This is a genomic window from uncultured Thiohalocapsa sp. (assembly GCF_913063425.1).
In the GTDB taxonomy this organism is placed as follows: Bacteria; Pseudomonadota; Gammaproteobacteria; order Chromatiales; family Chromatiaceae; genus Thiohalocapsa.
The window spans coordinates 165801-192783 of sequence record NZ_CAJXYK010000001.1; the positions used below are offsets into that span (position 1 = coordinate 165801).

20 protein-coding genes, 1 tRNA gene and 1 pseudogene are annotated in these 26983 nt (G+C 69.5%); 8 read left to right on the forward strand and 14 right to left on the reverse strand.

Annotation, left to right across the window (positions count from 1 at the left end):
* Positions 1 to 4: 4 nt before the first annotated feature.
* The 9 genes from QZ607_RS00665 to QZ607_RS00705 all read right to left on the reverse strand — a co-directional run bounded on the left by QZ607_RS00665 (position 5) and on the right by QZ607_RS00705 (position 9486).
* A complete protein-coding gene (locus QZ607_RS00665) occupies positions 5 to 1195 on the reverse strand; it encodes a hypothetical protein (RefSeq protein ID WP_295878482.1) in 1191 nt (396 codons plus the stop codon).
* Between the two features lie 16 nt (positions 1196 to 1211).
* Positions 1212 to 2549, reverse strand: a complete 1338-nt coding sequence (locus QZ607_RS00670; protein WP_295878484.1) for a hypothetical protein — start codon at positions 2547 to 2549, stop codon at positions 1212 to 1214.
* Between the two features lie 240 nt (positions 2550 to 2789).
* Positions 2790 to 4478, reverse strand: a complete 1689-nt coding sequence (locus QZ607_RS00675) for a lipopolysaccharide assembly protein LapB (protein WP_295878486.1) — start codon at positions 4476 to 4478, stop codon at positions 2790 to 2792.
* Positions 4479 to 4587: 109 nt separating this feature from the next.
* Positions 4588 to 4663, reverse strand: a tRNA-Thr gene (locus QZ607_RS00680).
* Positions 4626 to 5378: a Uma2 family endonuclease gene (locus QZ607_RS00685; protein ID WP_367268135.1), complete on the reverse strand. Its 753-nt coding sequence runs from the start codon at positions 5376 to 5378 to the stop codon at positions 4626 to 4628. The genes QZ607_RS00680 and QZ607_RS00685 overlap by 38 nt, the downstream gene beginning before the upstream one ends.
* Before the next feature lie 115 nt (positions 5379 to 5493).
* Positions 5494 to 6597 carry a glycine oxidase ThiO gene (gene thiO, locus QZ607_RS00690; RefSeq protein WP_295878488.1) on the reverse strand — a complete coding sequence of 368 codons (1104 nt, stop codon included), beginning with the start codon at positions 6595 to 6597 and terminating at the stop codon, positions 5494 to 5496.
* An 83-nt stretch (positions 6598 to 6680) separates the two neighbouring features.
* Positions 6681 to 7631, reverse strand: coding sequence for a 4-hydroxy-3-methylbut-2-enyl diphosphate reductase (gene ispH / locus QZ607_RS00695; protein WP_295878490.1), 951 nt, complete (start codon positions 7629 to 7631; stop codon positions 6681 to 6683).
* A 225-nt stretch (positions 7632 to 7856) separates the two neighbouring features.
* Positions 7857 to 8699: a squalene/phytoene synthase family protein gene (locus QZ607_RS00700; protein WP_295878492.1), complete on the reverse strand. Its 843-nt coding sequence runs from the start codon at positions 8697 to 8699 to the stop codon at positions 7857 to 7859.
* 76 nt (positions 8700 to 8775) lie between these two features.
* Positions 8776 to 9486 carry an HAD family hydrolase gene (locus QZ607_RS00705; protein WP_295878494.1) on the reverse strand — a complete coding sequence of 237 codons (711 nt, stop codon included), beginning with the start codon at positions 9484 to 9486 and terminating at the stop codon, positions 8776 to 8778.
* Positions 9487 to 9892: 406 nt separating this feature from the next.
* Between QZ607_RS00705 and QZ607_RS00710 the strand changes: the two genes are divergently transcribed.
* Complete coding sequence (locus QZ607_RS00710; RefSeq protein WP_295878495.1) at positions 9893 to 10621, forward strand: hypothetical protein; 729 nt, start codon at positions 9893 to 9895, stop codon at positions 10619 to 10621.
* Between the two features lie 127 nt (positions 10622 to 10748).
* Here QZ607_RS00710 and ubiG read toward each other — a convergent pair whose 3' ends face one another.
* Positions 10749 to 11468 carry a bifunctional 2-polyprenyl-6-hydroxyphenol methylase/3-demethylubiquinol 3-O-methyltransferase UbiG gene (ubiG, locus tag QZ607_RS00715; RefSeq protein ID WP_295878496.1) on the reverse strand — a complete coding sequence of 240 codons (720 nt, stop codon included), beginning with the start codon at positions 11466 to 11468 and terminating at the stop codon, positions 10749 to 10751.
* 107 nt (positions 11469 to 11575) lie between these two features.
* The gene (locus QZ607_RS00720; protein ID WP_295878497.1) at positions 11576 to 12469 is read right to left on the reverse strand and encodes a UbiA family prenyltransferase; all 894 of its coding nucleotides are present in this window, start codon (positions 12467 to 12469) and stop codon (positions 11576 to 11578) included.
* Between the two features lie 421 nt (positions 12470 to 12890).
* On the opposite strand from QZ607_RS00720, the gene QZ607_RS00725 reads away from it, so the two are divergent.
* Entirely contained in the window at positions 12891 to 13196 is a 306-nt protein-coding gene (locus QZ607_RS00725) for a hypothetical protein (protein WP_295878498.1), read from the forward strand.
* A 137-nt stretch (positions 13197 to 13333) separates the two neighbouring features.
* On the opposite strand, the gene QZ607_RS00730 is transcribed toward QZ607_RS00725, so the two are convergent.
* Positions 13334 to 16201: a valine--tRNA ligase gene (locus QZ607_RS00730; RefSeq protein ID WP_295878501.1), complete on the reverse strand. Its 2868-nt coding sequence runs from the start codon at positions 16199 to 16201 to the stop codon at positions 13334 to 13336.
* Positions 16202 to 16430: 229 nt separating this feature from the next.
* Between QZ607_RS00730 and QZ607_RS00735 the strand changes: the two genes are divergently transcribed.
* The 4 genes and pseudogenes from QZ607_RS00735 (at position 16431) to QZ607_RS00750 (ending at position 21522) form a co-directional block, all read left to right on the forward strand.
* Positions 16431 to 17072 (forward strand): Crp/Fnr family transcriptional regulator, encoded by a 642-nt coding sequence (locus QZ607_RS00735; RefSeq protein WP_295878503.1) that lies wholly within the window; start codon positions 16431 to 16433, stop codon positions 17070 to 17072.
* A 156-nt stretch (positions 17073 to 17228) separates the two neighbouring features.
* Entirely contained in the window at positions 17229 to 18593 is a 1365-nt protein-coding gene (locus QZ607_RS00740) for an HD domain-containing protein (RefSeq protein ID WP_295878505.1), read from the forward strand.
* A 164-nt stretch (positions 18594 to 18757) separates the two neighbouring features.
* Positions 18758 to 20878: a methionine--tRNA ligase gene (gene metG / locus QZ607_RS00745; protein WP_295878507.1), complete on the forward strand. Its 2121-nt coding sequence runs from the start codon at positions 18758 to 18760 to the stop codon at positions 20876 to 20878.
* 173 nt (positions 20879 to 21051) lie between these two features.
* A pseudogene (locus QZ607_RS00750) lies at positions 21052 to 21522 on the forward strand (DUF29 domain-containing protein).
* 3 nt (positions 21523 to 21525) lie between these two features.
* Here the strand turns inward: QZ607_RS00750 and QZ607_RS00755 are convergent.
* Positions 21526 to 21930 carry a PIN domain-containing protein gene (locus tag QZ607_RS00755; protein ID WP_295878508.1) on the reverse strand — a complete coding sequence of 135 codons (405 nt, stop codon included), beginning with the start codon at positions 21928 to 21930 and terminating at the stop codon, positions 21526 to 21528.
* Positions 21931 to 21932: 2 nt separating this feature from the next.
* Positions 21933 to 22136 carry a type II toxin-antitoxin system VapB family antitoxin gene (locus QZ607_RS00760; RefSeq protein ID WP_295878510.1) on the reverse strand — a complete coding sequence of 68 codons (204 nt, stop codon included), beginning with the start codon at positions 22134 to 22136 and terminating at the stop codon, positions 21933 to 21935.
* Between the two features lie 118 nt (positions 22137 to 22254).
* Here QZ607_RS00760 and QZ607_RS00765 point away from each other — a divergent pair, with 118 nt between their 5' ends.
* Both QZ607_RS00765 and QZ607_RS00770 read left to right on the forward strand, forming a co-directional pair.
* A complete protein-coding gene (locus QZ607_RS00765) occupies positions 22255 to 23664 on the forward strand; it encodes an efflux RND transporter periplasmic adaptor subunit (RefSeq protein ID WP_295878512.1) in 1410 nt (469 codons plus the stop codon).
* 2 nt (positions 23665 to 23666) lie between these two features.
* Entirely contained in the window at positions 23667 to 26822 is a 3156-nt protein-coding gene (locus QZ607_RS00770) for an efflux RND transporter permease subunit (RefSeq protein WP_295878514.1), read from the forward strand.
* The last annotated feature ends 161 nt before the right edge of the window (positions 26823 to 26983 follow it).

The window sequence follows — 26983 nt, forward strand, 5'->3', positions numbered from 1 at the left end:
CTCGCTATCTCATGGGCGCGGTCGCGTCGCAGTCCATGCCCTGCTCGGCCAGCATCCGCTCGATGGTCTCCGTCTCCGGGATGCGCAACCGGCGGGCGTCGGCGAGGGCCTCGCAGAGCAGTGTGTTGGCCTCGACGCGGTCGCCGTCGGCGGCACGCTGCAGGAGGGCGAGCGCGATGTTCGCGCGGGTGATCAGCAGCGAGTGGACATCGCCGAGGCGCTCGAAGACGGGCAGCGCCTCCTCGCGGCGGATTCGCAGGGCCGCATCCAGCTCGCCGCGGGCCTGGAGCACGTCGGCGATCTTGCCCTGGGTGATGGCGACCTCGCGCACGTCGCCGAGGCGCTCGAAGACGGGCAGCGCCTCCTCGCGGCGGATGCGCAGCGCCGCGTCCAGCTCGCCGCGGGCCTGGAGCACGTCGGCGATCTGGCCCTGGGTGATGGCGGCCGAGCGCACATCGCCGAGGCGCTCGTAGACGGGCAGCTCTTCCTCGCGGCGGATGCGCAGTGCCTTGTCCCACTCCCCGAGGTCCTCGTACAGCGTCGCCAGCTCATCCAGCAGCGGCAGCCGCAGGTCATCGGGCGGCGGCGGGTCCTCGGCCAGGTAGGCCCGCAGCTCCGCGATGCGCCGGCTGCGCTGGGCGAGGCTGCGGTTGTCGATGGCCGCGTCGAAGCGCTCCGGTGCCGGCCGCGGTTCGTCCGGCGCGGCTTCGAACGCGAAGACGCCGCTGCGCCAGGCCCAGAGGTCCGGTGCCAGGTCCGGCAGCCGGCTCACCTGCTCCGGCGTCAGCCAGAGCAGCAGCCGGGCCGGGGCGCGCTCGGCGATGGCCTCGCGGCGGATGTTGAGCGCCCGCCAGCGCGGGTCGGTGAGCCAGGCGTCGGCGCCGGTGATGTGGATGGCGTCGTGATCCGCGGCGAGCGTGGCCAGGACCGCCTCCAGGGCGGGCACGTCGGCCGGGTCGTCCGGCGCGAGGCGCAGCCGCGCCGGACGCAGTCGCCTGCCTTCCAGCACCTCGTCGATGCGGGCGATCAGCAGCTCCCGCAGGCGCTCGTCGCGGCAGTCGAGGATGAGCAGCTGAAAGCGGCTGCCGTAGCAGAGGTCCTTCAGCAGGCGCTGGAAGTCCGGGATGTGCTCCGGCGCCAGCTCGGTGGCCGCGCGGTGGCGGTCGAGGTGGAAGCGGTGCGCGTCGTCGGTCACAGCGATCCGCGAGCGGTCAGTTGCCGGTCTCGGCCGCGGCCTCGGCCGCCCGCGCATAGCCCTCCAGCGTGCGCACCACCGGATGGCTGCGGCGCCAGGTGCCGTCGTTGTACTCCAGCAGGGCCAGGTTGTAGAGCAGGCGGCGGGTGCGCTCGTCATTGCCGGCGTGGATGCCGTCGCGATCGATGCCGGCGAGCAGGGCGTAGTCGTCCGGCGCCAGGAAGCGGCGGTACTCGGAGGCGAGCTGGCGGACGGCGGCGTCCACGGTGGCGGCGTCGATGCAGTCGTCCTCGGCAAACTCGCAGCAGAGCTTGAGCAGCCGCAGCAGCTCCCGCGGGTGGCCGCCGCAGGCCTGCACCAGTCGCTCGATGTCGTCATCGGTGGCGAACAGCGTACGGTCGGCGCGCCGCAGCAGGATGTCGCGCACCGCGCGCATCCCGGCGTCACAGGGCGTCCCGTTGCGCTCGGCGAGCTTGATCATCGGCAGCATCAGGTCGGCGTCCAGCTTGCCGGCGAGGTTGCCCTCGTACTTGAGGCTCAGGGGCGCCGTGTAGACCACCAGGGTCTCGATGGCGAGCAGCTGTTCGGCGTCGTGCACGAAGAACAGGCGGGTGTCCTCGCCGCGCAGCTTGTCGGTGCCGTCGATTATGAACACGACGCGGCTGCCGTTGCCGGTGTCGCGCAGGGCGTCCTCGGCCCGCTGGATGAGGGTGTTGAAGGCCGCCGCCAGCTCGCCGAAGCTGTTGCGGATGACGCGGCGCAGCTCGTCCTTGTAAGTGGCGTTGGCCTTGAAGGCGGCGGTGAAGCTGGCGAAGAGCTTCACCAGGCCGGGGATGCCGCCCTTGCCCGCGGCGCCGGTCTTGATCTCCGTGCGCAGCTCCCTGCCTGCCTCGGTGGTCAGCACGCGCTCGCTGAACCAGGCATCCAACGGCGCCAGCGCATCGGTGCCGAGGTCCACACCCGCGACATCCAGCCGGTGGAGCAGGGCGCGGGCCATGGCCATCAGGGTGTCGGCGTACTGGAGGTTGTTGCGGTCCAGGTCCTTGGTGATGTCGAGCTGGACGATACAGAAGCGCCCGGGGCCTTCAAGCTGGGTCGCATAGTGCAGCAGCTCCGTGGTCTTGCCGCTGCCGGTGTGGCCGAAGAAGAGCACATGCTTCTGCCGCGGCGGATACATGCGCCCGTCCGCCAGCAGCAGCCCGAGCTTGCGCGCGAGGCGGTCCAGCGTGCGCTGGCTGCCGCGGGCCTCGCGGGTGTCCACGTAGCGCGGGTCGTCGGGGCCCAGGGGCTCCTCGTACTCGATCTGCTGGAGGACCTCCAGGATGTCCGATGGTGGTCGATAGCTCTCGGTCATGGGCTGAGCGCGGGCCTGGGCTACGATGCACGCATGTTACGGGTGCCGGGCGCCGCCGGCCAAGGCTGGGCTGGTCCGGCGGCGCGGCGCGGTGACCGACCAGACACCGAACGGAGCCCAGACGCCGCAGCCCGGATGCAGCGCAGCGGAATCCGATTCGGAGTTGGCTCAGGGGCTCTGGCGCGCTTGTACGGGCCGGATTGGCCTGCCGACCCCCTGTACGGCTGCGGGCGCCGCGGGTTACGGGCTGCCGTCGGCCGGCGCGGTGCCTGCGCAGTCCATGCCGTGCTCGGCGAGGAGCTCTTCGATGCGCCCGGCTTCAGGCACACGCAGCCGGCGGGCGTCGGCGAGGGCTTGGCAGAGCAGGTGCTTGGCCTGCGTGCGGTCGTCCGCGGCATTGCGGCGCAGCAGCGCGAGGGCGATCTTGGCACGGCAGACGAGCAGGGAGAGGGCGTCGCCCAGGCGCTCGTAGACGGGCAGCTCCTCGGTGCGGAGCATCCCGAGCGCCGCGTCGATGTCGCCGCGCTCCAGGAGCACATCGGCAATGGCGCCGGAGGCGCGGGCGACGTGCTGGGCATCTCCCAGCTGCTCGAAGGCCGCCCGGACTTCCTCGTAGGCGCCGAGCGCCGCGTCCAGCTCGCCGCGGGCCTGGAGCACATCGCCGATCTTGCCCTGGGTGATGGCCACCGCATGCAGGTCGCCCAGGTGCCGGTAGGCGGGCAGGGTCTCCTCACGGCGGATGCGCAGGGCTGCGTCCAGCTCGCCGCGCTCCTGAAGGGCGTCGGCGATCTTGCCCTGGGTGATGGCAGTGGCGCGCGCGTCGCCGAGGCGCTCGAAGACGGGCAGCTCTTCTTCACGGCGAATGCGCAGTGCCGCGTCGAGCTGGCCATGGGCCTGATACAGGTCAGCGATCCTGCCCTGGGTGACGGCCGCCGCGTGTGCATCGCCCAAGCGCTCGTGCAGCGGCAGCGCCTTTTCGGCGCGGATCGCCAAGGCCGCGTCGGCCTCACCGCGGGCCTCGTGCACGTCGGCCAGGGTGCCGTAGAGGGCCGCGAGATCGCTGGCCCGTCCGAGCTGCGCCATCGCCGGAATGCACTGCTCGCGCAGCAGCGTCAATGCCTCCGCGAGCGCACCGCGGCTGATCTGGATGTCGGCGAGCTGCCGCAGCGTGTCGGAGATGGCATGCGCATCGCCGAGCCGCCGGCGCAGGGGCAGCTCCTCATCGCGGACGAGCCGCAGGAGATTGTCCCACTCGCCGAGGTCGCGATAGTGCTTCGCCAACGCTTCCACCAGCGGCAGCCGCGCTTCATCCGGCGCTGGCGGGTCGTGCGCGAGAGCACCTTGAAGCTCCGCGATGCGGCGGCTTTGCGTGGCGAGGCACCGGCCGCCGATGCGGACCGGGACCTGCATCGGCGCCGGTCGCGGCTGCCCTGCCGCCGGCTCGAACCGAAAGGTACCGGAGCGCCCGGAACAGAGCCTGGGCATCAGCGTCGGCAGGCGGCGCACCTGCGCCGGTGTCAGCCAGAGGATGACCCGCGCCGGCGTCCCCGCGGACAAGGACGCGAGCTGGACATCCAGGGCGCGCCAGCGGGTGCTCGGCAGCTCGGCGTCCGGGACGAGCAGATGCAGGGCGCCCTGGCCGGCGGCGGTGGCGGCAAGTGCCGTCTCCAGCGCCCGGGGGGCGTCGGCGTCGTCAGGTGCCAGTGGCAGCCGCATGGGGTGGATTCCACGCGCGCCGAGGAACCGGTCGAGGTGGGCGATGAGCGTCTCCCGCAGGGATTCGTCGCCGCATTCGACGATCAGCGCCTGGGTGCGGCTGTCATCGCAGAGGGCTTGCAGCAGGCGCTGGAGACGGGGGATGTGCTCCGACGCCGGCGCGGCGACCGCCCGGTCGGGATCAGCTTGGCATTGTGGCGTGTCTATCGCCATTGCGGCAGCGGCTTCGGCGGACGGTCATCCAGAGGCCACAGCCTAAGCGCGCGCTGACGGTTGAGCCAATGGTGCGTAAGCCAGGGGCCGGACTGCGAGGAGACTGCAATGGAGCCGGTGAGCGGATTCGAACCGCTGACCTACGCATTACGAATGCGTTGCTCTACCAACTGAGCTACACCGGCGGGCGGATGCCGGGACGGTGCCCGAGCAAGCCCTTAAAGATAACCAAATCCGCGGGGTGCGGCAAGGGAAACCCGCGGTCCGGGCGATGGCCTGCGGCTTGTGGTGCGGGTGGGCGCAGTCTTCGCCGCGGTGGAGCTCGACCTTGGCATAGATGTCCGCAAGGGGCACTGCGCAGTCGATGGCGTCCAGCACCAGGGTCTGGTCCAGGGCGTCGTAGGCGGTGAGCACCCAGCGCTGGTCGGGCTCGCGGGTCAGCACGTCCACGGCGATGCGGTCCTGGGCGACGAGGACATACTGGCGCAGGCTCGGTAGCTGGCGGTAGGCCGCGAATTTGCCGCCGCGGTCGTAACCCTCGCTGGACGGGGAGAGGACCTCGACCAGCAGGGTGGGATTGGTGACGGTGTCGCGGCGGTCGTCGTAGAAGCTGGGCTCGCCGCAGAGCACGGCCACATCGGGGTAGGTGCCCGTGTTGGCACTCTCGACGCGCACGCGCATGTCGTTGGAGAGCACGAAGCAGGGGCGTCCCTTGAGCCTAGCATGCAGCTCGCCGGTGAAGTTGGCGGTGATGAGATTGTGCTCCCAGCTCGCGCCGGTCACCGCGAAGACTTCGCCGTCGACGTACTCGTGGCGCTCGTCGCGGCACTCGCGCTCGGCGGCCCGCTCGCCTTCGAGGTAGTCGTCGAAGCTGTAGAAGCTGCGTGGCTGGGCGGTCATGGGCTCGACCCCGGAGCGGTTTGCGTCGAGTATTGCGGAGTCAGGCGCTGCGTCGGGGGCGCGGGCGTGCTGGATCGGTACCAGCCCCCCGGCCCCAGCCCCCAGCCCCCAGCCGTCAGGCGCGCATGGCCTCCAGCGCGTAGGCCGACGGCGGCAGGATGGCGTCGCGGCCGAGCAGCAGGTCGGCGAGGAGCCGCGCCGACGCGGGGCCCGTCACCAGCCCGTTGCGGAAGTGCCCGGCGTTGACGTAGAGCCCCTCGGCGCCGGGATAGGGGCCGATGTAGGGGATGCCGCTCGGCGAGCCGGGCCGCAGGCCGGCCCAATGGTCTTCGATGGGGGTGCGCTTCAGGAGCGGGAACATGGCCGTGGCGATGCGGTAGAGCTCTTCCTTGGCCTCTGCGGTGGTACGCTTGTCGAAGCCGGCGTCTTCCAGGGTGCTGCCGATGAGCACGCGGCCGTCGCGGCGCGGGATGACATAGCGCTCCCGGTACAGCGTCAGGTGGCGGATCTGCCCGGGCTTGGCGTAGAACAGGATCATCTGCCCGCGCACCGGGCGGATGTCCGGCTTGCGGCCGAGCTTGGCCAGCAGTTCCGCGGTCCAGGCGCCGGTGCAGACCACGACCCGGTCCGCGTCGATGTCGCCGGCGCGGGTGCGCACGCCCTGCACCCTGCCGTCTGTCACGCGCAGCTCCAGTACCTCCTCCTGCTCGCGGATAGCGACCTTGGGCTCGATGGCGGTGCGCAGGGCCTTGGTGAGCCTGGGGTTGCGGATCTGGCCGATCTCGCCGAGCCAGAGCGCCTCGCGCACGTCCGTCTGCAGCCCGGGCTCCTTCTCCGTGATCTGGGCCTGGGTCAGGGTGTCGATCTGCACCTGCTCGGCTGCGGCCCAGGCCAGCGCGTCGGCGTGCTCCTCCGGGTCCAGGATCAGGAGCCCGCTGGTGCTGTACTCCGGGTCGATGCCGGTGGTCTCGAAGAGCTCGGTGCAGAGCGTCGGGTAGACCTGCTGGCTCCAGCGGGCCAGCGCCGTCACCGGCCCGGCGAAGCGCCAGGGATAGAGCGGCGAGAGGATGCCGCCGCCGGCCCAGCTCGCCTGCTGGCCCGTGTCGCCCATCTCCACCAGGGTGACGGCGGCGCCTGCGGCGCTGAGCTCGCGGGCGGTCATCAGGCCGATGACGCCGCCGCCGATGACGAGGATGTCGGAGCCTGTGGTGTCGCTCATACGGGTGTCGGTAAGGCCTGGTTTGGGCGTCGAAGGGCTTGCCGGGGACGGTCGTGGGCTGACGCGGCGCGGGTGCGCGCGGCTCAGCCGGCGGGGCCTGTGGCTTGTTGCAGCTCCTTGGGCAATGCGAAGGTGACGTTCTCGCGGATGCCGGACTGCTCCTCCACGGCCCCGGCGCCCCAGTCCTTGAGGCGCTGGATCACCTGCTCCACCAGCAGCTCCGGTGCCGAGGCGCCGGCGGTGAGGCCCACCCGGGCGCCATTGGTGAGCCACTCGCGGCGGATGTCGTCGGCGCCGTCGATGAGGTAGGCGGGCTTGCCATGCTTTTCGGCCAGCTCCCGCAGACGGTTGGAGTTGCTGCTCGTCGTGGAGCCCACCACCAGCACCAGGTCGGCGCGCTCGGCCAGGTCCCGCACCGCGTCCTGGCGGTTCTGGGTGGCGTAGCAGATGTCGCTCTTCTTCGGGCCCGTCAGCTTCGGGAAGCGCTCGCGCAGCGCGTCGATGATGCCGGCGGTGTCGTCCACCGACAGCGTGGTCTGGGTGACATAGGCGACCCTGTCGGGGTCGAGGACCTGCAGCGCCGCGACGTCGTCCAGGTCCTCCACCAGATGCATACGCCCGCCGTCGGCGGCGCACTGGCCCATGGTGCCCTCCACCTCCGGATGGCCGCGGTGACCGATGAGCACCACATCAAAGCCCGCCTTGCAGTGCCGGGCCACCTCCAGGTGCACCTTGGTCACAAGGGGGCAGGTGGCGTCGAACACCCGCAGCCCCCGCTCGGTGGCCTGGGCGCGCACGTCCTGGGAGACGCCGTGGGCGCTGAAGACACAGACGGCGCCTTCCGGCATCAGTCCGATGTCGTCCACGAAGACGGCGCCGCGGGCCTTGAGGTCCTCCACCACATAGCGGTTGTGCACCACCTCGTGGCGCACATAGACGGGCGGGCCGAACAGCTCCAGCACGCGCTCGACGATGTCGATGGCGCGGTCCACGCCGGCGCAGAAGCCGCGGGGGTTGGCGAGCAGGATATCCATGGGTGAGGGGGTCTCGGGGCTTGCGTCTTGTCCGACTGGTTGGCTGTGGATTCTAGCAGCCGTGCGGCGCCTGCGAAGGCCGGCGTGCGAAGTGCGGCGACGGGGCGCCTCCAACCCGGGAGGCGCATGCAACCGGGGCGATCTGCGGCCACACCACGGGGCGAGCGCCGTCGATCCTGTCGTCGCGCCAGGCACCACCCGCCACGCAGTTCTCCCGTCGCCCTCTCACCCCGTCCGGAACGCAATCCAGAACTTCCGCAGCGGCGTCAGCCCGATGCGCTGATCCACCACCGCGAGCCCGCTGCGCTGAAGCTCGTCCAGCAGCGCCTGATGGATGCGCTGCTGGATGCGCAGCGCCCGGGGCAGTCCGGCCATCGGCAGAGTCGGCGCTTCGCTGCGCAGCGCCGCGGCCTCCGGCGCCAGCAGATCGGGCAGGCGATGGCGGTGCTCGGTACCGGCCAGGGCCTCGTGGCTGAGCCCGGCGGCGGTGACGGCACCCGTCGCCAGCACGGTGCGGTCTCGGCGCAGGAGCAGGCCCGCATCCCGCAGCCGGCGCACGCCGGCGCACCAGCCGCCGGCGCGGCGGGCGGCGGTGAGTGTGTCCGCATCACGCTCGCCGTGGGCGCGGGCCATGAGCTCGAAGAGGGCGCCCAAGTCGTGTGCGTCGACGGCGCGCAGGGCCGTCGTGTCCGCCGGGCGCTGGCGGCGCAGCGCCTGCTCCACGCCGTCGGCCATGGCGAGGAAGGGCGCCGCCGGCAGTGCCTCGCCTGAGTTGCCGGCGTCAAGCGCCGCCCTCAGCACATGGCTCAGTGGGTGGCGCGGGGCGCCGTCCAGGGTGCGGCGGATCTCGTCCCGCCACCAGTCGAGCTTGAGGCGGGCCACGCCCGGGTCCGAGACCTCGTCCAGGATGGCCCGCACCGCGTGCCGCCAGCCGGCGAGCGCCGCCAAGGCGTCGCGCCGCTCGGCGGGAGCGAAGCGCACGGCGTAGTACAGGCTGGAGCCGGGCGGCGTGGCCCGGTTGGGAAACAGCCAGTCGGCGCTGCCGGCTGGGGTGTCGGACGCAGTCATGGCGGCGGGCAGTAGGACGGAAACGGCAAGGCAATGACGGGCGCTGGCGGTGCAGGGAGCGCCCCGGCGGCTGCGCTCAGGCGGCCCGGGGTGGACGCGACGGCGGGGCTGTCGGTGGGCGGTCGCCGGCGAGCCAGTCGAGCACCGCCAGCGGATGCTCGGCGAGCCCGTCCGCACCCCACTCCCGCGGATGGCTTTCCGTGCCGAGATAGCCCCAGCCGGCGGCGAGGGTGGCCATGCCGGCGGCACGCCCGGCCAGGATGTCCCGGGCATCGTCGCCCACGTACCAGCAGCGGGCAGGGTCCAGGCCCAGCAGTGCGCAGGCGTGCAGCAGCGGGTCCGGGTGCGGCTTGGGGCGGGCTGCGGTGTCGCCGCTCACCACACAGGCCGGGGTGGGCCGGGGGTCCATGGCCGCGAGCAACGGCTCCGTCAGCCAGCCCGGCTTGTTGGTGACGATGCCCCAGGCGAGGCCCTGGTCCAGCAGCCGCTGGATCAGGGCTTCCATGCCGTCGAAGGGTCGCGTATGGCAGCAGATGTCGGCGGCGTAGAGGGCGAGGTACTCGGCCCGCAGCGCGGCGAACGCCGGGTCCTCCGGTGTCAGGTCGAAGCCGAGCTTCAGCAGGCCGCGGGCGCCGTGCGAGACGTGCGGGCGGATCAGCGCCGGCGGCAGCGGCGGGCGGCCATGGCGCGCCAGCAGCTGGTTCAGCGCCGCACCCATGTCGGCGGCGGTGTCGGCGTAGGTGCCGTCAAGGTCGAAAAGGACGGCTGCGTAATCGGCTTGGTGCAATCTTGTCCGCTCCCCACGGTGCTTGCGGTCGAGCCGGGCTGGGGCCCGTACGCTCCAGCACCCGACAATGCAGCGCCGCACAGGCTATCTCAAGCCACCCGCCCCGCTGTGCGTTACCGGTGATCGGCGCAGACCGATCTGCTGTGAGCGATGTGTCGGGAATTGGATGAGCTCGCAGTCGGGCCGGCAAACAGCGATTGCTGCGTGGGGCCCCATTTTTACTCGTTTCCGGGCTATTGGCCAGCGAGCAGCTATGGTGTTGTACAGGGCCTATGCATTTTGCAGGTATCCTGGGCGAAGCTGTCGTGAGGCTCAATGAGATGAAGTTGTCCCGCCAGCGATTATGTCTCAATGGAGTCCGCGATGGGGCTTCCGGATCTCATCTTTTGCGACAGGAGTATCCGCGATGTTGCACGCACGTATCCATGTTCTCTCATTAGTCATGGCAGCGGCGCTCATTGGTCTGCCCGCGCCGGTGGCCGCGGACGCCGGGGGAAAACCGGTGATTGCACCAATCGGGTCGCAACCCGCGGGGCAGAGTTACGGGCGCTGGGCGGCGGCTTGGTGGCAATGGGTGCTCGGCGTACCGGGGGACGTGAGTCCGCTCCTGGATGACACGGGCGCCAGTTGCGCCGAGCGCCAGATCGGGGACGTCTGGTTCCTGAGCGGCACGTGGCTTGGCGTGCCTGTGGAACGAACCTGCGAGATACCGGCAGGCAAGGCGCTGTTCTTCCCGCTGATCAACAATGCCTGGCTCGGTTTCCTCACCGACCCGCCGGAGCAGCGGACCGAGGAATTCGCCCGCTCAATGGCGGCCTGTACGGAGCCCGCGGACATCGAGGTTTGGATCGACGGTCGCAAGGTGGCGAATCCGACCCGGTTCTTCACGGGCCGCGAGCTGAGCGGGTCACCCGTGTTCAACGTGCAGATGCCCCCGGAGAACGTCTTGGCGCTGCTCGGCTACGCGATTGAGGAAATACCGGAATGGGTGCTCAGCCCGTGCGCCGAGCAAGGGTACTATCTGTTCGTGCACAAGCTCGCACCCGGCACGCACACCATCGAATGGACCGCGACCGGATGCACCAGCGGCAGCGAGCAGGTGATCTCCTACAGGCTGCACGTGCTGGAGGAGTAGGACATCACAGATCGAGCCGCGCGGCGGGAGCCGGCTGGTGTCTTTCCCCCGGCGGCTCTGTCAACGGGGCGGGTACAAGACGCGCTGCCCTGCCGCCGCGCGCTGTCGCACGGCAGCGGTGCCGGGCTCAGCCGTGCGCCGGCCGCCGGCAGGCTGCCATGTAATTGACGGAGATATCCTTCGGCGCCAGGCGGTAGACGCGCGTCACCGGGTTATAGGTGAGTCCGGCGAATTGGACGATGCGGAGGTCCGTTGCCCGCACCCAGCGGTCCAGCTCCGCCGGGCGGATGAAGCGCGCATAGTCATGGGTGCCGTGGGGGAGCAGGTTCAGCAGGTATTCGGCGCCGATGATGGCGAAGAGATAGCTCTTCGGGTTGCGGTTCAGCGTGGAGAAGAACACGTGCCCGCCGGGGCGCACCAGGCGGGCGCAGGCGTCCACCACGGAGCCCGGCTCCGGCACGTGCTCCAGCATCTCCATGCAGGTGACCACGTCGAAGGCGCCCGGCATCTCCTCGGCCAGGGCCTCGGCCGTGGTCTGGCGGTAGTCCACTTCCACGCCCGTCTCCAATGTGTGCAGCTCGGCCACGCGCAGGGGCTCCTCGCCCATGTCGATGCCGGTGACAGAGGCACCGGCGGTGGCCATGGACTCTGCCAGGATGCCGCCGCCGCAGCCCACGTCCAGCACCTTCTTGCCGGCGAGCTTGACGTGGCTCTGCACATAGCCGAGGCGCAGCGGGTTGATCTCGTGCAGGGGCTTGAATTCGCTTTCCGGGTCCCACCAGCGGGAGGCGATCTCCTCGAATTTGTGGATTTCGGACGCGTCGACGTTGGGTGTGGTGTCGGTCATGGATTGCCTGACGTAGCCGCGGTTGTGTGGGGAAGTTGGTTGCGGCCGGGCGGCATTTCACCCGCGCCGCGGAGATCGATCGCTGCCGCTGCCCCGGTGTCCCGCCCTCAGCTCGGCGGTACGCGATAGCCCAGGAGCCAGATGGGCAGCAGCAGGAGCAGCAGCAGCACGGCGGCAAGACGCTGGCCGTCGCCGGCGAGCAGCAGCGCGTCCAGCGGGATCATGCACAGCAGCATGAAGCCGACGCTGGCGCGCACCCGGGCGCGGGTGGGGTCGTCCATCAGGCGGAGCAGGCGACGCAGCAGCAGGCCGCCGCCGACGGCGGTGAGCGCCAGCGCATAGGGGTCGGTGAGGATGCCGAGCGGATAGAGCCCCAGGGTCGCAGCCAGCGCCAGCGCGAGCGGAATCACTGCCCAGCGCACGGCGCGGCGGCTGGCGGCGAGCCCGGCCCGGTGCAGCAGCGCCAGTGCCAGCGTGTAGAGCAGCACCGGCAGCGCCAGCAGCAGCTCCGGGATCAGCACCAGCCCGGCGCTCAGGCCGAGCAGCCAGTTGAGCCAGCGGGCCAGTGCGAGGAACAGCGGGCCGGAGGGCCGATGCTTGAGGCCGCCGACATAGGCCAGGATGACGACGGCGAGCAGCAGCGTCAGCAGCAGTGGTCCCGGGCCCGCGAGCAGACCCAAGAGCAGGCCGAGCGCCATCAGCCCGATGCCGGCGGTCCAGGCCGAGCGCGGCGCGATGCGCCCGGAGGGCAGCGGGCGCTCCGGGTGGGCCTCGCGGTCGCGCGCCTGATCGAAACAATCGTTCAGGATCATGCTCGCCCAGTACAGACAGCTGGCGATGGCGAGCTGGAGCCCCAGCAGCCGCCAGTGCGGGCTGCCCAGGGTGGCGATCAGATGGGCGGCGATGACATTGGACCAGGCCGTGAACAGGAGCGGCATGCGTACCAGACTGAGCCAGGCGTCGAGCCGGACGAGCCACCCGTCGCCGATGCCGGTGCTCATCGGGTGCCGCCGGCCCGAATGCTGCGCTGTACGCGGTCAGAAGACCGGTGCAGCAGCTGCCGGGACCTGACGGTCAGGCCGCGGGCGGCACCCCGAGGCGGCAGGGGCTGACCGCTGTCGCTGTCGAAGTGCAGCATGAATTCCTCTGAAGGCGGCTGGCTGAATCACGGGGCGGGATGATACCCGCCGCGCATGGCGGGGGGCAGGCCGCGGGCACCGTCGTGGGATGCGGGTGACGGGATGCAGCGCGCAAGGGCGCCGGCTGGCCCCGGCGTCCATCCTGCCGGCGGCGCCAAAGCGGCTCCATGCGCCCCGATTGCGCTTGCGCATGCCCCCGGCTGGGTCGGCGTGGTTACCATATTGGCCGCGGTAGGGGAAGCCCCGCCGCGACGCGTATCCATGCACGAGAGGCAGCAACGCCATGGCAACCAAGATCGTCTGGGGCTACGTGGACGAGGACGGCAACGTCCAGTCCGGCTCCGGTGACTTCCGCGTGTCCGAAGAGTCCGAGCCCGGTTTCTACGACATCCTGTTCGACCCCGGCACTTTCACCGCACAGCCGGCCATCACGGGCAGCTGTGTCAGCAGCAGTCAGCAGTCGCCGGTGTTCCAGGTGTACGAGGTGAACGGCCCCAAGGGCTTCACCATCGAGACCCGCGACGCCCACACCGGCAAGCGGGACTCCCGCGCCTTCATGTTCACGGCCATCGGCCCCGGGGCGGACTGAGTATCAGCGCCGCAGCCTTCGGCGTTGCCGGCCGGACAGGATGCCCGGCTGGTGCTTCGACGCCGTCGCCGAAGCTGTCCGCGACGACCTGCTTGATGATGGTCACCTGTTCCGCGCTGAGCCGCATGGTCGGACTGTTATAGATTCGCGATCTTGGTCTGCTGCGCCACCAGCTGCGCCAGCGCGGCGCCCTGGTCGCTGAGCCGCTCGCGCTCCCTGGCCACCACCGCCGCCGGCGCCTTGTCGACGAAGTTGGGGTTGGCGAGCTTGCCCTCGATGCGCTCGATGTCGCCGCGGAGCTTGGCGATCTCCTTCTCCAGGCGCTTCAGCTCAGCCGCCTTGTCGATGAGGCCGGCCATGGGGATCAGGAGCTTCATGTCGCCCACCAGGGCAATGGCGGACTCGGGGGCGTCGGAGGCGTCGTCCAGCACCCTGATGGACTCGGTGCGGGCGAGGAAGTCCAGGTAGGGCCTGGCGTGCTCGATCCAGGCGCGGTCCTGGGCGCTGGCGTTGGCCACCAGCACGGGCAGGGATTTGCCGGGAGGGATGTTCATCTCGCCCTTGATGCGGCGCACGCCGAGGATGAACTGCTGCACCCATTCCATCTCCGCCACCGCGGCCGGATCGTCCACGTCGGCATCGGCGACGGGGTAGGGGGCGAGCATGATGGTCTCGCCCCCGTATCCAGCCGGCTCGCCCGCGAGCGGCTTCACCTTCTGCCAGATCTCCTCGGTGATGAAGGGCATGAAGGGATGCGCGAGCCGCAGCAGCGTCTCCAGCGTCTGCACCAGGGTCCGGCGGGTGCCGCGCTTGGCGGCATCGCTCGCGTGCGCGCCCGTGAGCACCGGCTTGGCCAGCTCCAGATACCAGTCGCAGAACTGGCTCCAGGTGAATTCGTAGATGGCCTGGGCGGCGAGGTCGAAGCGGTAGCCGTCGATGGCCTCGCGCACCTGGGTGATGGTGTCGTTCAGCTTGGCTGTGATCCAGCGGTCCGCTGCGCTGAGCGCGATGTCTGTGGGAGCGGCATCCTTGCCGCGACCGGCGTGCTCGTCGCGGCTGGAAGCCGCTCCCACGGTGTTCATCAGCACGTAACGGGAGGCGTTCCAGAGCTTGTTGCAGAAGTTGCGATAGCCCTCGATGCGGCCGAGGTCAAACTTGATGTCGCGGCCGGTGGTGGCGAGCGCTGCGAAGGTGAAGCGCAGCGCATCGGTGCCGAAGGCGGGGATGCCCTCGGGGAACTCTTTGCGGGTCTGCTTGGCGATCTTCTCGGCGAGCCGGGGCTGCATCATGCCGCGGGTGCGCTTCTCCACCAACGGCTCCAGCTCGATGCCGTCGATGAGATCGATGGGGTCCAGCACATTGCCCTTGGATTTGGACATCTTCTCGCCCTGGGCGTCCCGCACCAGGCCGTGGATGTAGACGTCGCGGAAGGGCACGTCGCCCATGAACTTGAGGCCCATCATGATCATCCGGGCGACCCAGAAGAAGATGATGTCGAAGCCGGTGATGAGCACCGACGTGGGGTAGAAGGTCTTGAGCCGCTCCGTGTCCTCGGGCCAGCCGAGGGTTGAGAAGGGCCAGAGCGCCGAGCTGAACCAGGTGTCCAGCACGTCCGGGTCCTGGGTGAGCGCGAAATCCGCGGGCAGGTTGTGCTGGTCGCGGACTTCCTGCTCGGAGCGGCCGACGTAGACGTTGCCCTCGGCGTCGTACCAGGCGGGGATGCGGTGGCCCCACCAGATCTGGCGGCTGATGCACCAGTCCTGGATGTTGCGCATCCACTCGTAGTAAGTGTTCTTCCAGTTGTCCGGCACGAAGCGGATGCGCCCGCTCTCCACCGCCTCGATGGCGGGCGCCGCCAGCGGGCCGATCTTCACGTACCACTGGTCGGTGAGGTAGGGCTCGATGACGGCCCCCGAGCGGTCGCCCCGGGGCACCATCAGCCTGTGGTCCTTGACCCCCGCGAGCAGGCCCCGGGCTTCCAGGTCCGCGACGATGCGCTTGCGGGCCTCATAGCGGTCCAGGCCGATGTAGGCGGCGGGGATGAGGTCGTCTTCGTCGGGCTCGTTGGCGCGGATGGCGGCGTCCGGCGTAAAGATGTTGATGAGGCCGCCGTGGGGCTGATCGGCGATCTGCAGCTCGTCGCGGTGGCCGGTCCAGACGGCGTGGTCGTTGAAGTCGTGCGCCGGTGTGATCTTGACACAGCCGGTGCCGAATTCCGGGTCCGCGTGCTCGTCGGCAATGATGGGGATGCGCCTGCCGGTGAGCGGCAGCTCCACCAGCTCGCCGATGAGGTGCCGGTAGCGCTCGTCCTCCGGGTTCACGGCCACGGCGCAGTCGCCGAGCATGGTCTCCGGGCGCGTGGTGGACACCGTGAGATGCCCGGTGCCGTTGGTGAGGGGGTAGCGCATGTCCCACATGTGCCCGGCTTCTTCCTCGGACATGACTTCCAGGTCCGACACCGCCGTGTGCAGCACCGGGTCCCAGTTCACGAGCCGCTTGCCCCGATAAATCAGCCCTTCCTCGAACAGCCGCACGAAGACCTCACGCACGGCGTTGGACAGCCCCTCGTCCATGGTGAAGCGCTCGTGCTGCCAGTCCAGCGAGGACCCGAGCCGCCGCAGCTGGCGGGTGATGGTGCCGCCGGATTCCGCCTTCCACTGCCAGACGCGGTCGATGAAGGCGTCGCGGCCCAGGTCGTGGCGGGTCTTGCCCTCGGCCTCCAGCCGGCGCTCGACGACCATCTGTGTGGCGATGCCGGCGTGGTCCGTGCCCGGCTGCCACAGGGTCTGGTCGCCGCACATGCGGTGGTAGCGGATCAGCGCGTCCATGAGGCTGTTGTTGAAGCCGTGGCCCATGTGCAGGCTGCCGGTGACATTCGGCGGCGGGATCATGATGCAGTAGGCGCCGGCGTCACCGTCCAGTCGCGGCGCGAACCAGCCGGCGTCCTCCCAGCGCTGATACCACTGGGCTTCGATGCGATGGGGGTCGTAGGTCTTGTCCAGCATGACGGTCTCGGGCGGCGGGGTGGCGGAGGGCGCGGCGCGCGTGCATCTGAAGCGCGCCAGTATAACCAAGGCCCGCCACCCGTTTCGGTTGCGAGGCACCGTTGGACAGGGTTTCCGAGGCCGCGGTGGCCGACCACGGCTCGCACGCCTGCGCAGGATGTTATACAAGTGGGCGTGCCTGCCCGGCCCGCCGACCGCGGGCCTTGTAACCAGCGGAGATGCCCACGCCATGCTCGACCAGATTCCGCTGTTTGCGGACCTCGACGCCGATGCCCTCGCCACGCTGGAGCAGCAGACCAAGCGCAAGCACTACCAGAAGCGCACCGTCATCATCGAGAAGGGCGACGAGTCCTCGACGCTGTACGTGCTGGAGCAGGGGCGCGCCAAGGTCTATGTCGCGGACGATGCGGGCCGCGAGATCCTGCTGCGGGAGCTGGGCCCCGGCGATCATTTCGGCGAGCTCGCGCTGCTCGGCGACTCACCGCGCACGGCGTCCGTCGAGACGCTGACGGACTGCGATGTGCGGCTGCTCACGGGTGCCGTCTTCAAGGACTTCCTGGCCAAGCACCCGGAGGTGGCCCTGGGCCTGATTCGCCACCTGGTGCGCCAGGTCCGCGAGCTGACGGACACCGCCAGTGACCTGGCGCTGCTCAGCGTCTACGGGCGCATCGCCAAGGTGCTGGCGGAGCAGGCGCAGGATGAGCAGGGCCGGCTCATCACGCCGCCGCTCACCCAACAGCAGATCGCAGACCGGGTGGGCTGCTCGCGGGAGATGGTGAGCCGCATCGTCGGTGACCTCAAGACCGGCGGCTACATCTCCACCGAGGGCAAGCGCTTCGTGCTGGAGCGCAAGCTGCCGGAGCGGTGGTGAAGGTGCGCCGGAGCGCGGTGAGAGCGCCCGCTTGCCCGGCCCGCGCCGATGCGGCAACCGAGCCCATGTGTAACGGTCCAAGATAAGCGCAACATGCCGGGTGGCGGGTGGATCAGCGCAGCGCATCCACCGCGGGCCCGAGCTGCAACCGAGCCCATGACCGATCTCGTCGCACAAGCCCGCGCCTTCGCCACCGACGCGCACCAGCGCATCGACCAGCGGCGCAAGTACACCCACCAGCCCTATCAGGAGCACCTGAAGGCCGTCGCCGGCCTGGTGGCGGAGGTCTCCGACGACCCGGAGATGCTCGCCGCCGCCTGGCTGCACGACACGGTGGAGGACACGCCCGCCACCTTCGGCGACATCGAGCGGGCGTTCGGCGCCAGCGTGCGGGCGCTGGTGGCGGACCTGACGGACGTGAGCAGCCCGAGCGACGGCAACCGCGACATCCGCAAGGCCATCGACCGCCAGCACACGTCGCGGGCCTCGCAGCGCGCCAAGACCATCAAGCTCGCGGACCTCATCGACAACTGCCGGGACATCTGCGCCCACGACCCACGCTTCGCCCGCGTCTACCTGACGGAGGCCGCCGCGCTGCTGGAGGTGCTGGACGACGGCGAACCCGCGCTCTACCGCCGGGCGCAGAAGACCGTTGCAGATTGCGCGCGCCGGCTGGGGCTGCCGGAGCCGCCGCAAAGCACCCCGGACGATCAGAGCTGGCGGTCGCCGATGGAGCTGAGTCTGGCGCAGCGCCATGGCCTCGGGCTGTTCACCACTGCGTTCACGGCCCGGGAGATCGCACTGCCGCTGCGGTCCTTCGACGCCGAGCGGCCGGCGGCGGAGCTGCTCGGCCAGGTGCGGGCGGCTGAGCTTGAGGTGGCGGGCCTGCGCCGGGACGGCGTCTGCATCGGCTACGTGCGTCCGGATTACCGGCGGGACCTGGACCCGGCGGACGCGCTCCGCGCCTTCGCGCCGGCGCAGGTGCTGCGGGCGGATGCGTCCCTGTCGGAAGTGGTCCGGGTGCTGACCCGCTACGACTTCTGCTTCGTCACCGCCATGGGCGACGTCGCCGGCGTCATCACCCGCGGCGACATGCAGAGCCCCATTGTGCGCATGTGGCTGTTCGGCATCATCACGCTCATCGAGCTGGAGCTGGGGGAGCGCATCCGCAGCCGCTGGGCGGACGGCAGCTGGACGCGGCTCCTGTCCGAAGGCCGGCTCAAGAAGGCCGAGACGCTGCTCAGCGAGCGGCGTCGCCGCGGCCAGCACGTGGACCTGGCGGATTGCCTTCAGCTCTCGGACAAGGCGCAGATCGTCATGGAGGACGAAGAGGAGCGTGCCGCCTTCGGCCTGCCCACCAAGGGTGCGGCCAAGCGCGTGATGCGGGATCTCGAGTCCCTGCGCAACAACCTCGCCCATGCGCAGGACATCGTCACCCACGACTGGCCGCAGATCGCGCGGCTCGCGGCGCGGGTGGAGGAGCTCATGAGTCGGCAGCGCGGCGGGCTGCTCGGCGCCTAGTCCGGAGTCGGCGCCCCTCAGCGCGGGGCACCGGCCGCGGCGGTGGGGTCCGGGTTGGCGACCCGCCTTTCCCGGTGGTCTCCGCTTCCCCGATAATGCAGAGCTTTCCGGCGGGCGCCGCCATGCCGCGTGCGCCGCTCACGACTGCTCCCAAGCGCCAGACCATGACCACATCCGAGCCTGCCAGCCCCGCGCGCGCCTACCAGCGCCGCGACATCCTGATCACCAGCGCGCTGCCCTATGCCAACGGGCCCATCCACATCGGCCATCTGGTGGAGTACATCCAGACGGACATCTGGGCGCGGTTCCAGAAGCTGCGCGGGCACAACTGCTGGTACGTCTGCGCCGACGACGCCCACGGCACGCCCATCATGCTGAAGGCGCGGGCGGAAGGGATCACGCCCGAGGCGCTGATCGCGCGCGTGGCCGAGGAGCACAAGGCGGATTTCGCAGACTTCCGCATCGGCTTCGACAACTACCACTCCACGCACTCGGACGAGAACCGGTATTGCGCCACGCTGATTTATGAGCGCAACCGCGACAAGGGCCATGTGACGGCGCGCACCATCCACCAGGCGTACGACCCGGTGGAGCAGATGTTCCTGCCGGATCGGTTCATCAAAGGCGAATGCCCCAAGTGCGGCGCCGCGGACCAGTACGGCGACAACTGCGAGGCGTGCGGCGCCAGCTATTCGCCGGCGGAGCTGAAAAACCCGCGCTCCGTGGTCTCCGGCGCCGTGCCGGAGGAGCGCGAGTCCGAGCATCTGTTCTTCCGCCTCGCTGACTTCGAGCCCATGCTGCGGGAATGGACCCGCGGCGGCGGGCTGCAGGAACAGGTGGCCAACAAGCTCGACGAGTGGTTCGAAGCGGGGCTCAGGGAATGGGACATCTCCCGGGACGCGCCGTATTTCGGCTTCGAGATCCCGGACCATCCGGGCAAGTTCTTCTACGTCTGGCTGGATGCCCCCATCGGCTACATGGCGAGCTTCAAGCAGCTGTGCGAGGGCGAGCGGGGGCGTGCCGCCGGGCTCGACTTCGACCACTTCTGGGGCAAGGACAGCCCCGCCGAGCTGTATCACTTCATCGGCAAGGACATCATCTATTTTCATGCCCTGTTCTGGCCGGCGATGCTCCACGGCGCGGACTTCCGCACGCCCACCGCCATCTTCGCCCACGGCTTCCTCACCGTTGACGGGCAGAAGATGTCCAAGTCCCGCGGCACCTTCATCAAGGCGCGGACCTATCTGGATCACCTGAACCCGGAGTACCTGCGCTACTACTTCGCGGCCAAGCTCGGCCCCGGCGTCGATGACATCGATCTCAGCCTGGACGACTTCCAGGCCCGGGTGAACGCGGATCTCGTCGGCAAGGTGGTGAACATCGCCAGCCGCACCGCGGGCTTCATCACCAAGCGCTTCGGCGGCCGGCTGGGCGCCGAGCTGCCGGAGCCCGGGCTGTTCGAGGAATTCGCGGCGGCCGGACAGGGCATCGCCGAGGCCTATGAGCGCCGGGAATTCAGCCGCGCAGTGCGGGAGATCATGGCGCTCGCGGATCGGGCGAATCAGTACATCGACGAGCAGGCGCCCTGGGTGGTGGCCAAACAGGACGGCCGCGAGGCCGAGCTCCAGGGCATCTGTACCCAGGGCCTGAACCTGTTCCGGCTGCTCATCGGCTGGCTCAAGCCCATCCTGCCGGGCACGGCGGAGGCGGCGGAGCAGTTCCTCCAGATCGAGCCGCTCACCTGGGATGTGCTGTCCGAGCCGCTGCTGGAGCACGAGATAGCCAAGTTCAAGCCGCTGATGACCAGGGTCGAGCCCAAGCACATCGAAGCGGTGCTGGAAGCCTCGAAGGAGGACCTGGCGGCGGCCCAGGCGCAGACGGCCGGTCAGCCGGCGGCCGGGCAGGGCGGCGACACGGCGTCCGGCGGCAGCCACCTCGCCAAGGACCCCATCGCGGAGACCATCGACTTCGACACCTTCGCCAAGGTGGACCTGCGCATCGCACGCATCGCCAGGGCCGCGCCGGTGGAGGGCGCCGACAAGCTGCTTCAGCTCACGCTGGATCTCGGCGGCGGCGAGACCCGCAATGTCTTCGCCGGCATCAGCAAGGCCTACGACCCAGCGGACCTGGAAGGCCGGCTCACGGTGATGGTCGCCAACCTCGCGCCGCGCAAGATGCGCTTCGGCGTGTCCGAGGGCATGGTGCTGGCGGCGGGGCCGGGCGGTAAGGACATCTTCATCCTGAGCCCGGATGCCGGTGCGGAGCCGGGGATGAAGGTGAAATAGACAGCCGCCGGCCGCTGTGGGCGCGGCGTCCACGCCGCGCCGATGAAACGCGCACCGGCATGGCGTTGGTCTGCCGCCCGCACGGGCGCTGAGATGCAGAATGCGACGCTGCACAACGCGGTGCGCCGCCTTGGGCCTGAGCGGGCGGGGCATTTCTCTGAGGTGACGGGGCGATGCAGGATCTCAGTCGACTGTATGACCAAGACTACGCCGCCTGGGCGGAGCGGACGGCGGAGCTGCTGCGCGCCGGGCGCTTCGCGGCGTTGGACGTGGAGCACCTCATCGAGGAGCTGTCCGATCTGGGGAAAAGCCAGCAGCATGAATTGGTGAACCGGTTGCGTGTGCTGCTGGCGTACCTGCTCAAATGGCAGTTTCAGTATCGGCAGCTCTCGGAGCGGTGAGCGGAATTCGAGGGCAGGAGCTGGCGCAGCACCATCATCGAGCAGCGTCTGGCGCTGGAGTATCTGCTGCGCAAGCACCCCGGTCTGAAGTCCAAGCTGGCCGATGCTGTCGCGGAGGCCTATCCACTGGCGACGGACCTCGCGGCGGCCGAAACCGGGCTGCCGCTGACCAGCTTCCCCGCCGATTGTCCGTATGCGCTGGATGAACTGCTGGATCGGGCCTTCTATCCGGAGCCCGTTTAGCCATCAGCTGGATGCTTGCCGCAGGGTCGTCACAACCTCGGCCATATGCTTGAAATCGGCATCGTCATGCAGCAGGAGCGCGTCGTGCTCCAGCGCGACTTGCGCGATGACGCAGTCGTTGGATGAGCGCACCGTCAGGCCGCGTCGTCGGCAGTCGAAGTCAATGCGGGCGGCGGCGATCGCGCAGTCGACCGCGTCCCGGGGGTGCAGGATCGGCTGGCTCGAAAAATACTCAAGATACTTCTCGAACTGCGCCTCGTCGCGCGTGCCCTGAAGAATCTCCTGAAGGATCTGCGCGGTAATGCAGACATCGGCGCCCAGCTGAAGGAGTGTCTTCAACCGGCGAACGGGCGGTGTGTCATGCGCCCGGAAGAAGTCGATCCAGACGGATGTGTCGACGAGGTGCAAGCTCAGTGGTCTCCGGCCCTTGCACGCTTGTAGTCGTAGTCCGGGTCGATGCCGTCCGAGCCGTAAAGGTCCATCAGATCACGTCGCCTGGCCCGGGCCACCATCTCCCGGAGCGCGCGATCCACCACCTCACGCTTGGTCTTGGCGCCGGATACGACCATCGCCTCCTGCACCAGGTCGTCGTCCAGAACGATGTTTGTGCGCATTGGTATACACCTTCGCTGGTGTAACATGGCGTACAGTTTAGAAACGGTCAGTGCATTCCGCAACGCGCGGGTCTGTGCAAACCGCCGGCGCATGACTAAAACATTGGACTCTGTCACTATGACGACGAGCGCGCAGCACCCATCCACTTTCCCGTCGGTTCGCTGCCGGCTCCCCAGTCGGCGTATCGTCCTGTTGGCATTGCTGGTGGGCGTCGCCCCGCCGGCCGCCGCCCAAGCGCCTGAGGGCGAGGGCGCCAAGCCGCCGCCGGCCGTGGTGGTGGCCGCCGTGGAAACCCAGGCGGTGGACAAGAGCGCGCGCTTCATCGGCAACATCCGGGCCATCCAGTCCGTGGACCTGAAGGCGCGGGTGGAGGGCTTCCTGGAAGACGTGGCCTTCCAGCAGGGCTCCATGGTGGACAAGGGCCAGGTGCTCTACCGCATCGAGCAGGACCAGTACAAGGCCGACCTGGAGAACGCCGAAGGCCAGCTGGCCGCGGCGCAGGCGGAGTCGCTGGCCGCCGCCGCGGCGCTCGAGGACAAGCAGGCGGACTTCGAGCGCCAGTCGGCGCTGATCAAGAAGGGCGACACCTCGCAGACCGCCTTCGACCAGGCCAAGGCCGCCCGGGACGAGGCCCAGGCCAACGTGCAAAAGGCCAAGGCCAGCGAGCAGCAGGCCCAGGCAGCGGTGGACAACGCGAAGATCAACCTGGGCTACACCACCATCGCGAGCCCCATCGCCGGGCGCATCGGTGCCACCGCCGTCACCGAAGGTAATCTCGTCAACGGTTCCACCGGCACGCTCGCCACCGTCGCCCAGCTGGACCCCATCCGCGCCGTGTTCTCGGTGCCGAGCGCGGAGCTGATCCGGCTGCAGGACAAGGTGGGCGCCTCCACCACCGCGGAGGCGCGCGCGGCCTTTGTGCCGGAACTGGTGCTGCCGGACGGCACAAAGTACGACAAGCCGGGCAAGATCGCCTTCGCCGACAATCAGGTGGACGCCGCCACCGGCACCATCGCCATCTACGCGGACTTCCCGAACCCGAGCGGCGTGCTGCTGCCGGGGCAGTTCATCACCGTGGTCGTGCACGCCGCCGACAAGGAGCCCCTGCCGGTGGTGCCGGCGGCGGCGGTGCAGCGCACCCGCAGCGGTGCGCAGGTCTACCTGGTGGACGGGGACGACCGGGTGCAGCTGCGCAAGGTACAGCTCGGGCCGCGGGTGGACGGCGGCTATGCGGTGACCTCGGGTCTGACGGACGGCGAGCTGGTGATCGTCTCGGGGCTGCAGAAGGTGAAGCCCGGCATGACGGTGCAGCCGAGCGGGGCAGATGGGGCTGCGTCCGGCTCCGGTCGCGATGCCGGCTCCGGCGCTGCCTCCAACGGCGACAGCGGCAGCGAAAGCGGCAGTGAGACCGACGGCGACGGCGGGACTGAGACCAGCCGCGACGCCGGCGCTGCGAATGGGGATGGTACTGCCGGGTCGGCTGCCGCCACCGGCGAGAGCCCGTCCGCTGCCGGCAACGGGGGCTGACCATGATTTCCCAGGTCTTCGTCGAGCGCCCGCGGCTCGCGGCTGTGGTGTCCATCGTGCTGGTGGTGGCGGGCGTGCTGGCGTTGCGCGCCATTCCCGTCGCCCAGTATCCGCCCATCACGCCGCCGGTGGTGGTGGTGAGCGCCACCTATCCCGGCGCCGATGCCCAAACCATCGCGGACACCGTCGGCGGGCCCATCGAGGAGCAGGTCAACGGCGTCAAGGACATGTTGTACATGTCGTCGACGGCTTCGAGCGCCGGCACCTACAGCCTGACAGTGACCTTCGCGGTCGGCACGGACCCGGACATCGCCCAGGTCAACACCCAGAACCGGGTCTCCCAGGCGCTGGCCAAGCTGCCCGCGGAGGTGCAGAACCTGGGCGTGACGGTGCAGGCGGAGTCCACCAACCTGCTGCTGGTCATCACGGTCTCGTCGCCGGATGAGAGCCGGGACTCGCTGTTCCTGTCCAACTTCGCGACCATCAACGTGCAGGACGAGCTGGCGCGCGTGGATGGCGTCGGCGAGGCGACCCAGTTCGGCGCCGAGGACTACTCCATGCGCATCTGGCTGGACCCGGCCAGAATGGCGGCGCTCGGCATTGCGCCACAGGACGTGATCAATGCCATCCAGCAGCAGAACATCCAGGCCGCGCTCGGGCAGGTGGGCGGGCCGCCGATCCCGGACGATCAGGCCTTCCAGACCACCATCGTCGCCAAGGGGCAGTTGAAGGAGCCGGACGAGTTCGGCCAGATCGTGGTGCGCACAGGGGCCGAGGGCAGCGTCGTGCGCATCGACGACATCGCCCGCGTGGAGCTGGGCTCCGCGTCCTACAGCAGCAGCAGCCGCTTCAACGGCGAGCCCACGGCGGCCGTGGCCATCTACCAGGCCCCGGGCGCCAATGCGCTGGACGTGGCGGAGCGCGTGAAGGCGGAGCTCGCGCGCCTGGAGCAGCGCTTCCCGTCGGGCGTCGCGGCCAAGGTGATGTATGACTCGACGCTGTTCGTGAAGGCGTCCATCGAGGAGATCCTGTTCACGCTCGCCATCACCGCTGTGATTGTCCTGCTGGTGGTGTACATCTTCCTGCAGGATCTGCGGGCCACCATCGTGCCGGCCGTGACCATCCCGGTGTCGCTCATCGGCGTGTTCATTGTGCTGCTGGCGGTGGGCTTCTCGGCCAACACCGTGAGTCTGTTCGCGGTGGTGCTGGCCATCGGGCTGGTGGTGGACGATGCCATCGTGGTGGTGGAGAACGTCCAGCGCATCATGCTGGAGGAGGGGCTGGACCGCCGCGCCGCCACGCTCAAGGCCATGCGGCAGGTGACCGGGCCCATCGTCTCCACCACCCTGGTGCTGTTTGCGATCTTTGCGCCGGTGGCCTTTCTGCCGGGCATCTCCGGCGAGCTGTTCCGGCAGTTCGCGGTGACCATCTCCACCGCCGTGGCCATCTCGGCCATCAACGCGCTGACGCTCTCGCCGGTGCTGACCTCGTTGTTCCTGGGCGAGCCGAAGGCGCCCAAGCGCGGGCCTTTCGCCTGGTTCAACAAGGGCCTCGGCAAGGCGCGGGACGGCTACGTGTCCGTGGCGGGGCTGCTGGCCCGGCGGGCGGCGCTGGCGGGGGTGCTGGTGGTGGCCGTGGGTGCGGCGGCCGTCTTCGTGCTGGACCGGCTGCCGGACGGCTTCCTGCCCAACGAGGACCAGGGCGTGCTGTTCGCGGACATCAGCCTGCCGAGCGGTGCGTCGCTGCCGCGCACGGCCAAGGTGGTCGAGAGCCTGCGGCAGATCGCGGCGGGCACCGAGGGCGTCGCCGATGTGCTGACGGTTGCCGGCTACAGCCTGCTCACCAGCTCGGCGTCGTCCAACTCCGCGCTCGCCGTGATCGTGCTGGAGCCCTGGGACGAGCGCACGACCCCCGAGACGCGGCTGCGCGGGCTCTACGGCAAGCTCAAGGGCGAGCTGGACGCCATCCCGGGGGCCAATATTCTGTTGTTCCCGCCGCCGCCCATCCCCGGGCTCGGCAACGCGGGCGGCTTCACGGCACAGCTGGAGGCGCTGGGCGGGCAGTCGTCGCAGGAGCTGACGGAGGTGCTGAACGGGCTGCTGGCGGAGGCCAATCAGGCGCCGGAGATCGCCATCGCCCGCTCCACCTTCAGCGCCGACGTGCCGCGGGTGTTCCTGGACCTTGATCGCACCCAGGCGGAATACCTGGACGTGCCCGTGTCCACCTTCTTCCAGACCCTGCAGGCCACCTTCGGCACCAGCTTCGTCAACAACTTCACCTACCTGGGCCGCACCTACCAGGTCAACGTGCAGGCGGAGCAGGACGCCCGGCGCACGGTGGACGACATCGGCAGCACCTACGTGCGCGCGAGCAACGGTGCCATGGTGCCGGTGTCGGTGCTGGCGAGCGTCCGTGAGGAGCTGGGCGCGGACCTGATCTTCCGCTACAACCAGTTCCTGACGGCGCAGATCAACGGCAACCCGGCGGCGGGCGCCTCCACCGGCGAGGCCATGCGCGCAATGGAGGCCGCTGCCCAGAAGTCCTTGCCCGACGGTTACGCCCTGGCCTGGACCGCCATGTCCTACCAGGAGGCGCAGCAGACCGCGGGCGGCGAGATCGCCATCTTTGCGCTGGCGGTGCTGTTCGGCTACCTGTTCCTGGTGGGACTCTACGAGAGCTGGGCCATCCCCTTCTCGGTGCTGGCGTCGGTCACTGTTGCGCTGCTCGGCGGTGCGGCGGCGCTCTGGGCCGTTGGGCTCGACAACAACCTCTACACCCAGATCGGCTTCGTGCTGCTCATCGGCCTCGCCGCCAAGAACGCGATCCTCATCGTCGAGTTCGCCAAGGAGCAGCGCGAGGCGGGCATGAGCCTGTATGAGGCCGCCCGCACCGGTGCCCGGATGCGCTTCCGCGCCGTACTCATGACCGCGCTTGCCTTCATCGTCGGCCTGCTGCCGCTGGTGCTGGCCACCGGCGCCGGCGCCAACGCCCGGGTGCACCTGGGCTTCACGGTGCTGGGCGGCATGCTGGCGGCCACCCTCATCGGCATCCTGCTGATTCCGGGGCTGTATGTGATGTTCCAGTGGATCGGGGATCGGGTAGGAGGGCTGATCGGCGCCCCTGGCTCCGGCCACACCGCCGCAGCGCCTGAGCGCTGATGCACTGTTGCCTTGGCCGACTGCATCATGTCGGCCGCGCCGCAGGTGTCTTGTGAGTTAAGTATACCGTCCCCGTTCTTTGGGGCGCCACTCGCCGTCGTCACGTCGGACCGATTTTTGCTGCGCGGCACAACGCGACGGCGCTAGAGTACGCGCCATCG

Bases quoted from the DNA above. Each gene is read 5' to 3' on its own strand.
- QZ607_RS00720 (WP_295878497.1), bottom strand. From the start codon at position 12,469: ATGAGCACCGGCATCGGCGACGGGTGGCTCGTCCGGCTCGACGCCTGG.
- QZ607_RS00760 (WP_295878510.1), bottom strand. From the start codon at position 22,136: ATGCGCACAAACATCGTTCTGGACGACGACCTGGTGCAGGAGGCGATG.
- QZ607_RS00735 (WP_295878503.1), top strand. From the start codon at position 16,431: ATGCTCGACCAGATTCCGCTGTTTGCGGACCTCGACGCCGATGCCCTC.
- QZ607_RS00725 (WP_295878498.1), top strand. From the start codon at position 12,891: ATGGCAACCAAGATCGTCTGGGGCTACGTGGACGAGGACGGCAACGTC.
- QZ607_RS00710 (WP_295878495.1), top strand. From the start codon at position 9,893: ATGTTGCACGCACGTATCCATGTTCTCTCATTAGTCATGGCAGCGGCG.
- thiO (WP_295878488.1), bottom strand. From the start codon at position 6,597: ATGAGCGACACCACAGGCTCCGACATCCTCGTCATCGGCGGCGGCGTC.
- QZ607_RS00675 (WP_295878486.1), bottom strand. From the start codon at position 4,478: ATGGCGATAGACACGCCACAATGCCAAGCTGATCCCGACCGGGCGGTC.
- QZ607_RS00700 (WP_295878492.1), bottom strand. From the start codon at position 8,699: ATGACTGCGTCCGACACCCCAGCCGGCAGCGCCGACTGGCTGTTTCCC.
- ispH (WP_295878490.1), bottom strand. From the start codon at position 7,631: ATGGATATCCTGCTCGCCAACCCCCGCGGCTTCTGCGCCGGCGTGGAC.
- ubiG (WP_295878496.1), bottom strand. From the start codon at position 11,468: ATGACCGACACCACACCCAACGTCGACGCGTCCGAAATCCACAAATTC.
- QZ607_RS00740 (WP_295878505.1), top strand. From the start codon at position 17,229: ATGACCGATCTCGTCGCACAAGCCCGCGCCTTCGCCACCGACGCGCAC.
- QZ607_RS00730 (WP_295878501.1), bottom strand. From the start codon at position 16,201: ATGCTGGACAAGACCTACGACCCCCATCGCATCGAAGCCCAGTGGTAT.
- QZ607_RS00670 (WP_295878484.1), bottom strand. From the start codon at position 2,549: ATGACCGAGAGCTATCGACCACCATCGGACATCCTGGAGGTCCTCCAG.
- QZ607_RS00765 (WP_295878512.1), top strand. From the start codon at position 22,255: ATGACGACGAGCGCGCAGCACCCATCCACTTTCCCGTCGGTTCGCTGC.
- QZ607_RS00685 (WP_367268135.1), bottom strand. From the start codon at position 5,378: ATGACCGCCCAGCCACGCAGCTTCTACAGCTTCGACGACTACCTCGAA.
- metG (WP_295878507.1), top strand. From the start codon at position 18,758: ATGACCACATCCGAGCCTGCCAGCCCCGCGCGCGCCTACCAGCGCCGC.
- QZ607_RS00770 (WP_295878514.1), top strand. From the start codon at position 23,667: ATGATTTCCCAGGTCTTCGTCGAGCGCCCGCGGCTCGCGGCTGTGGTG.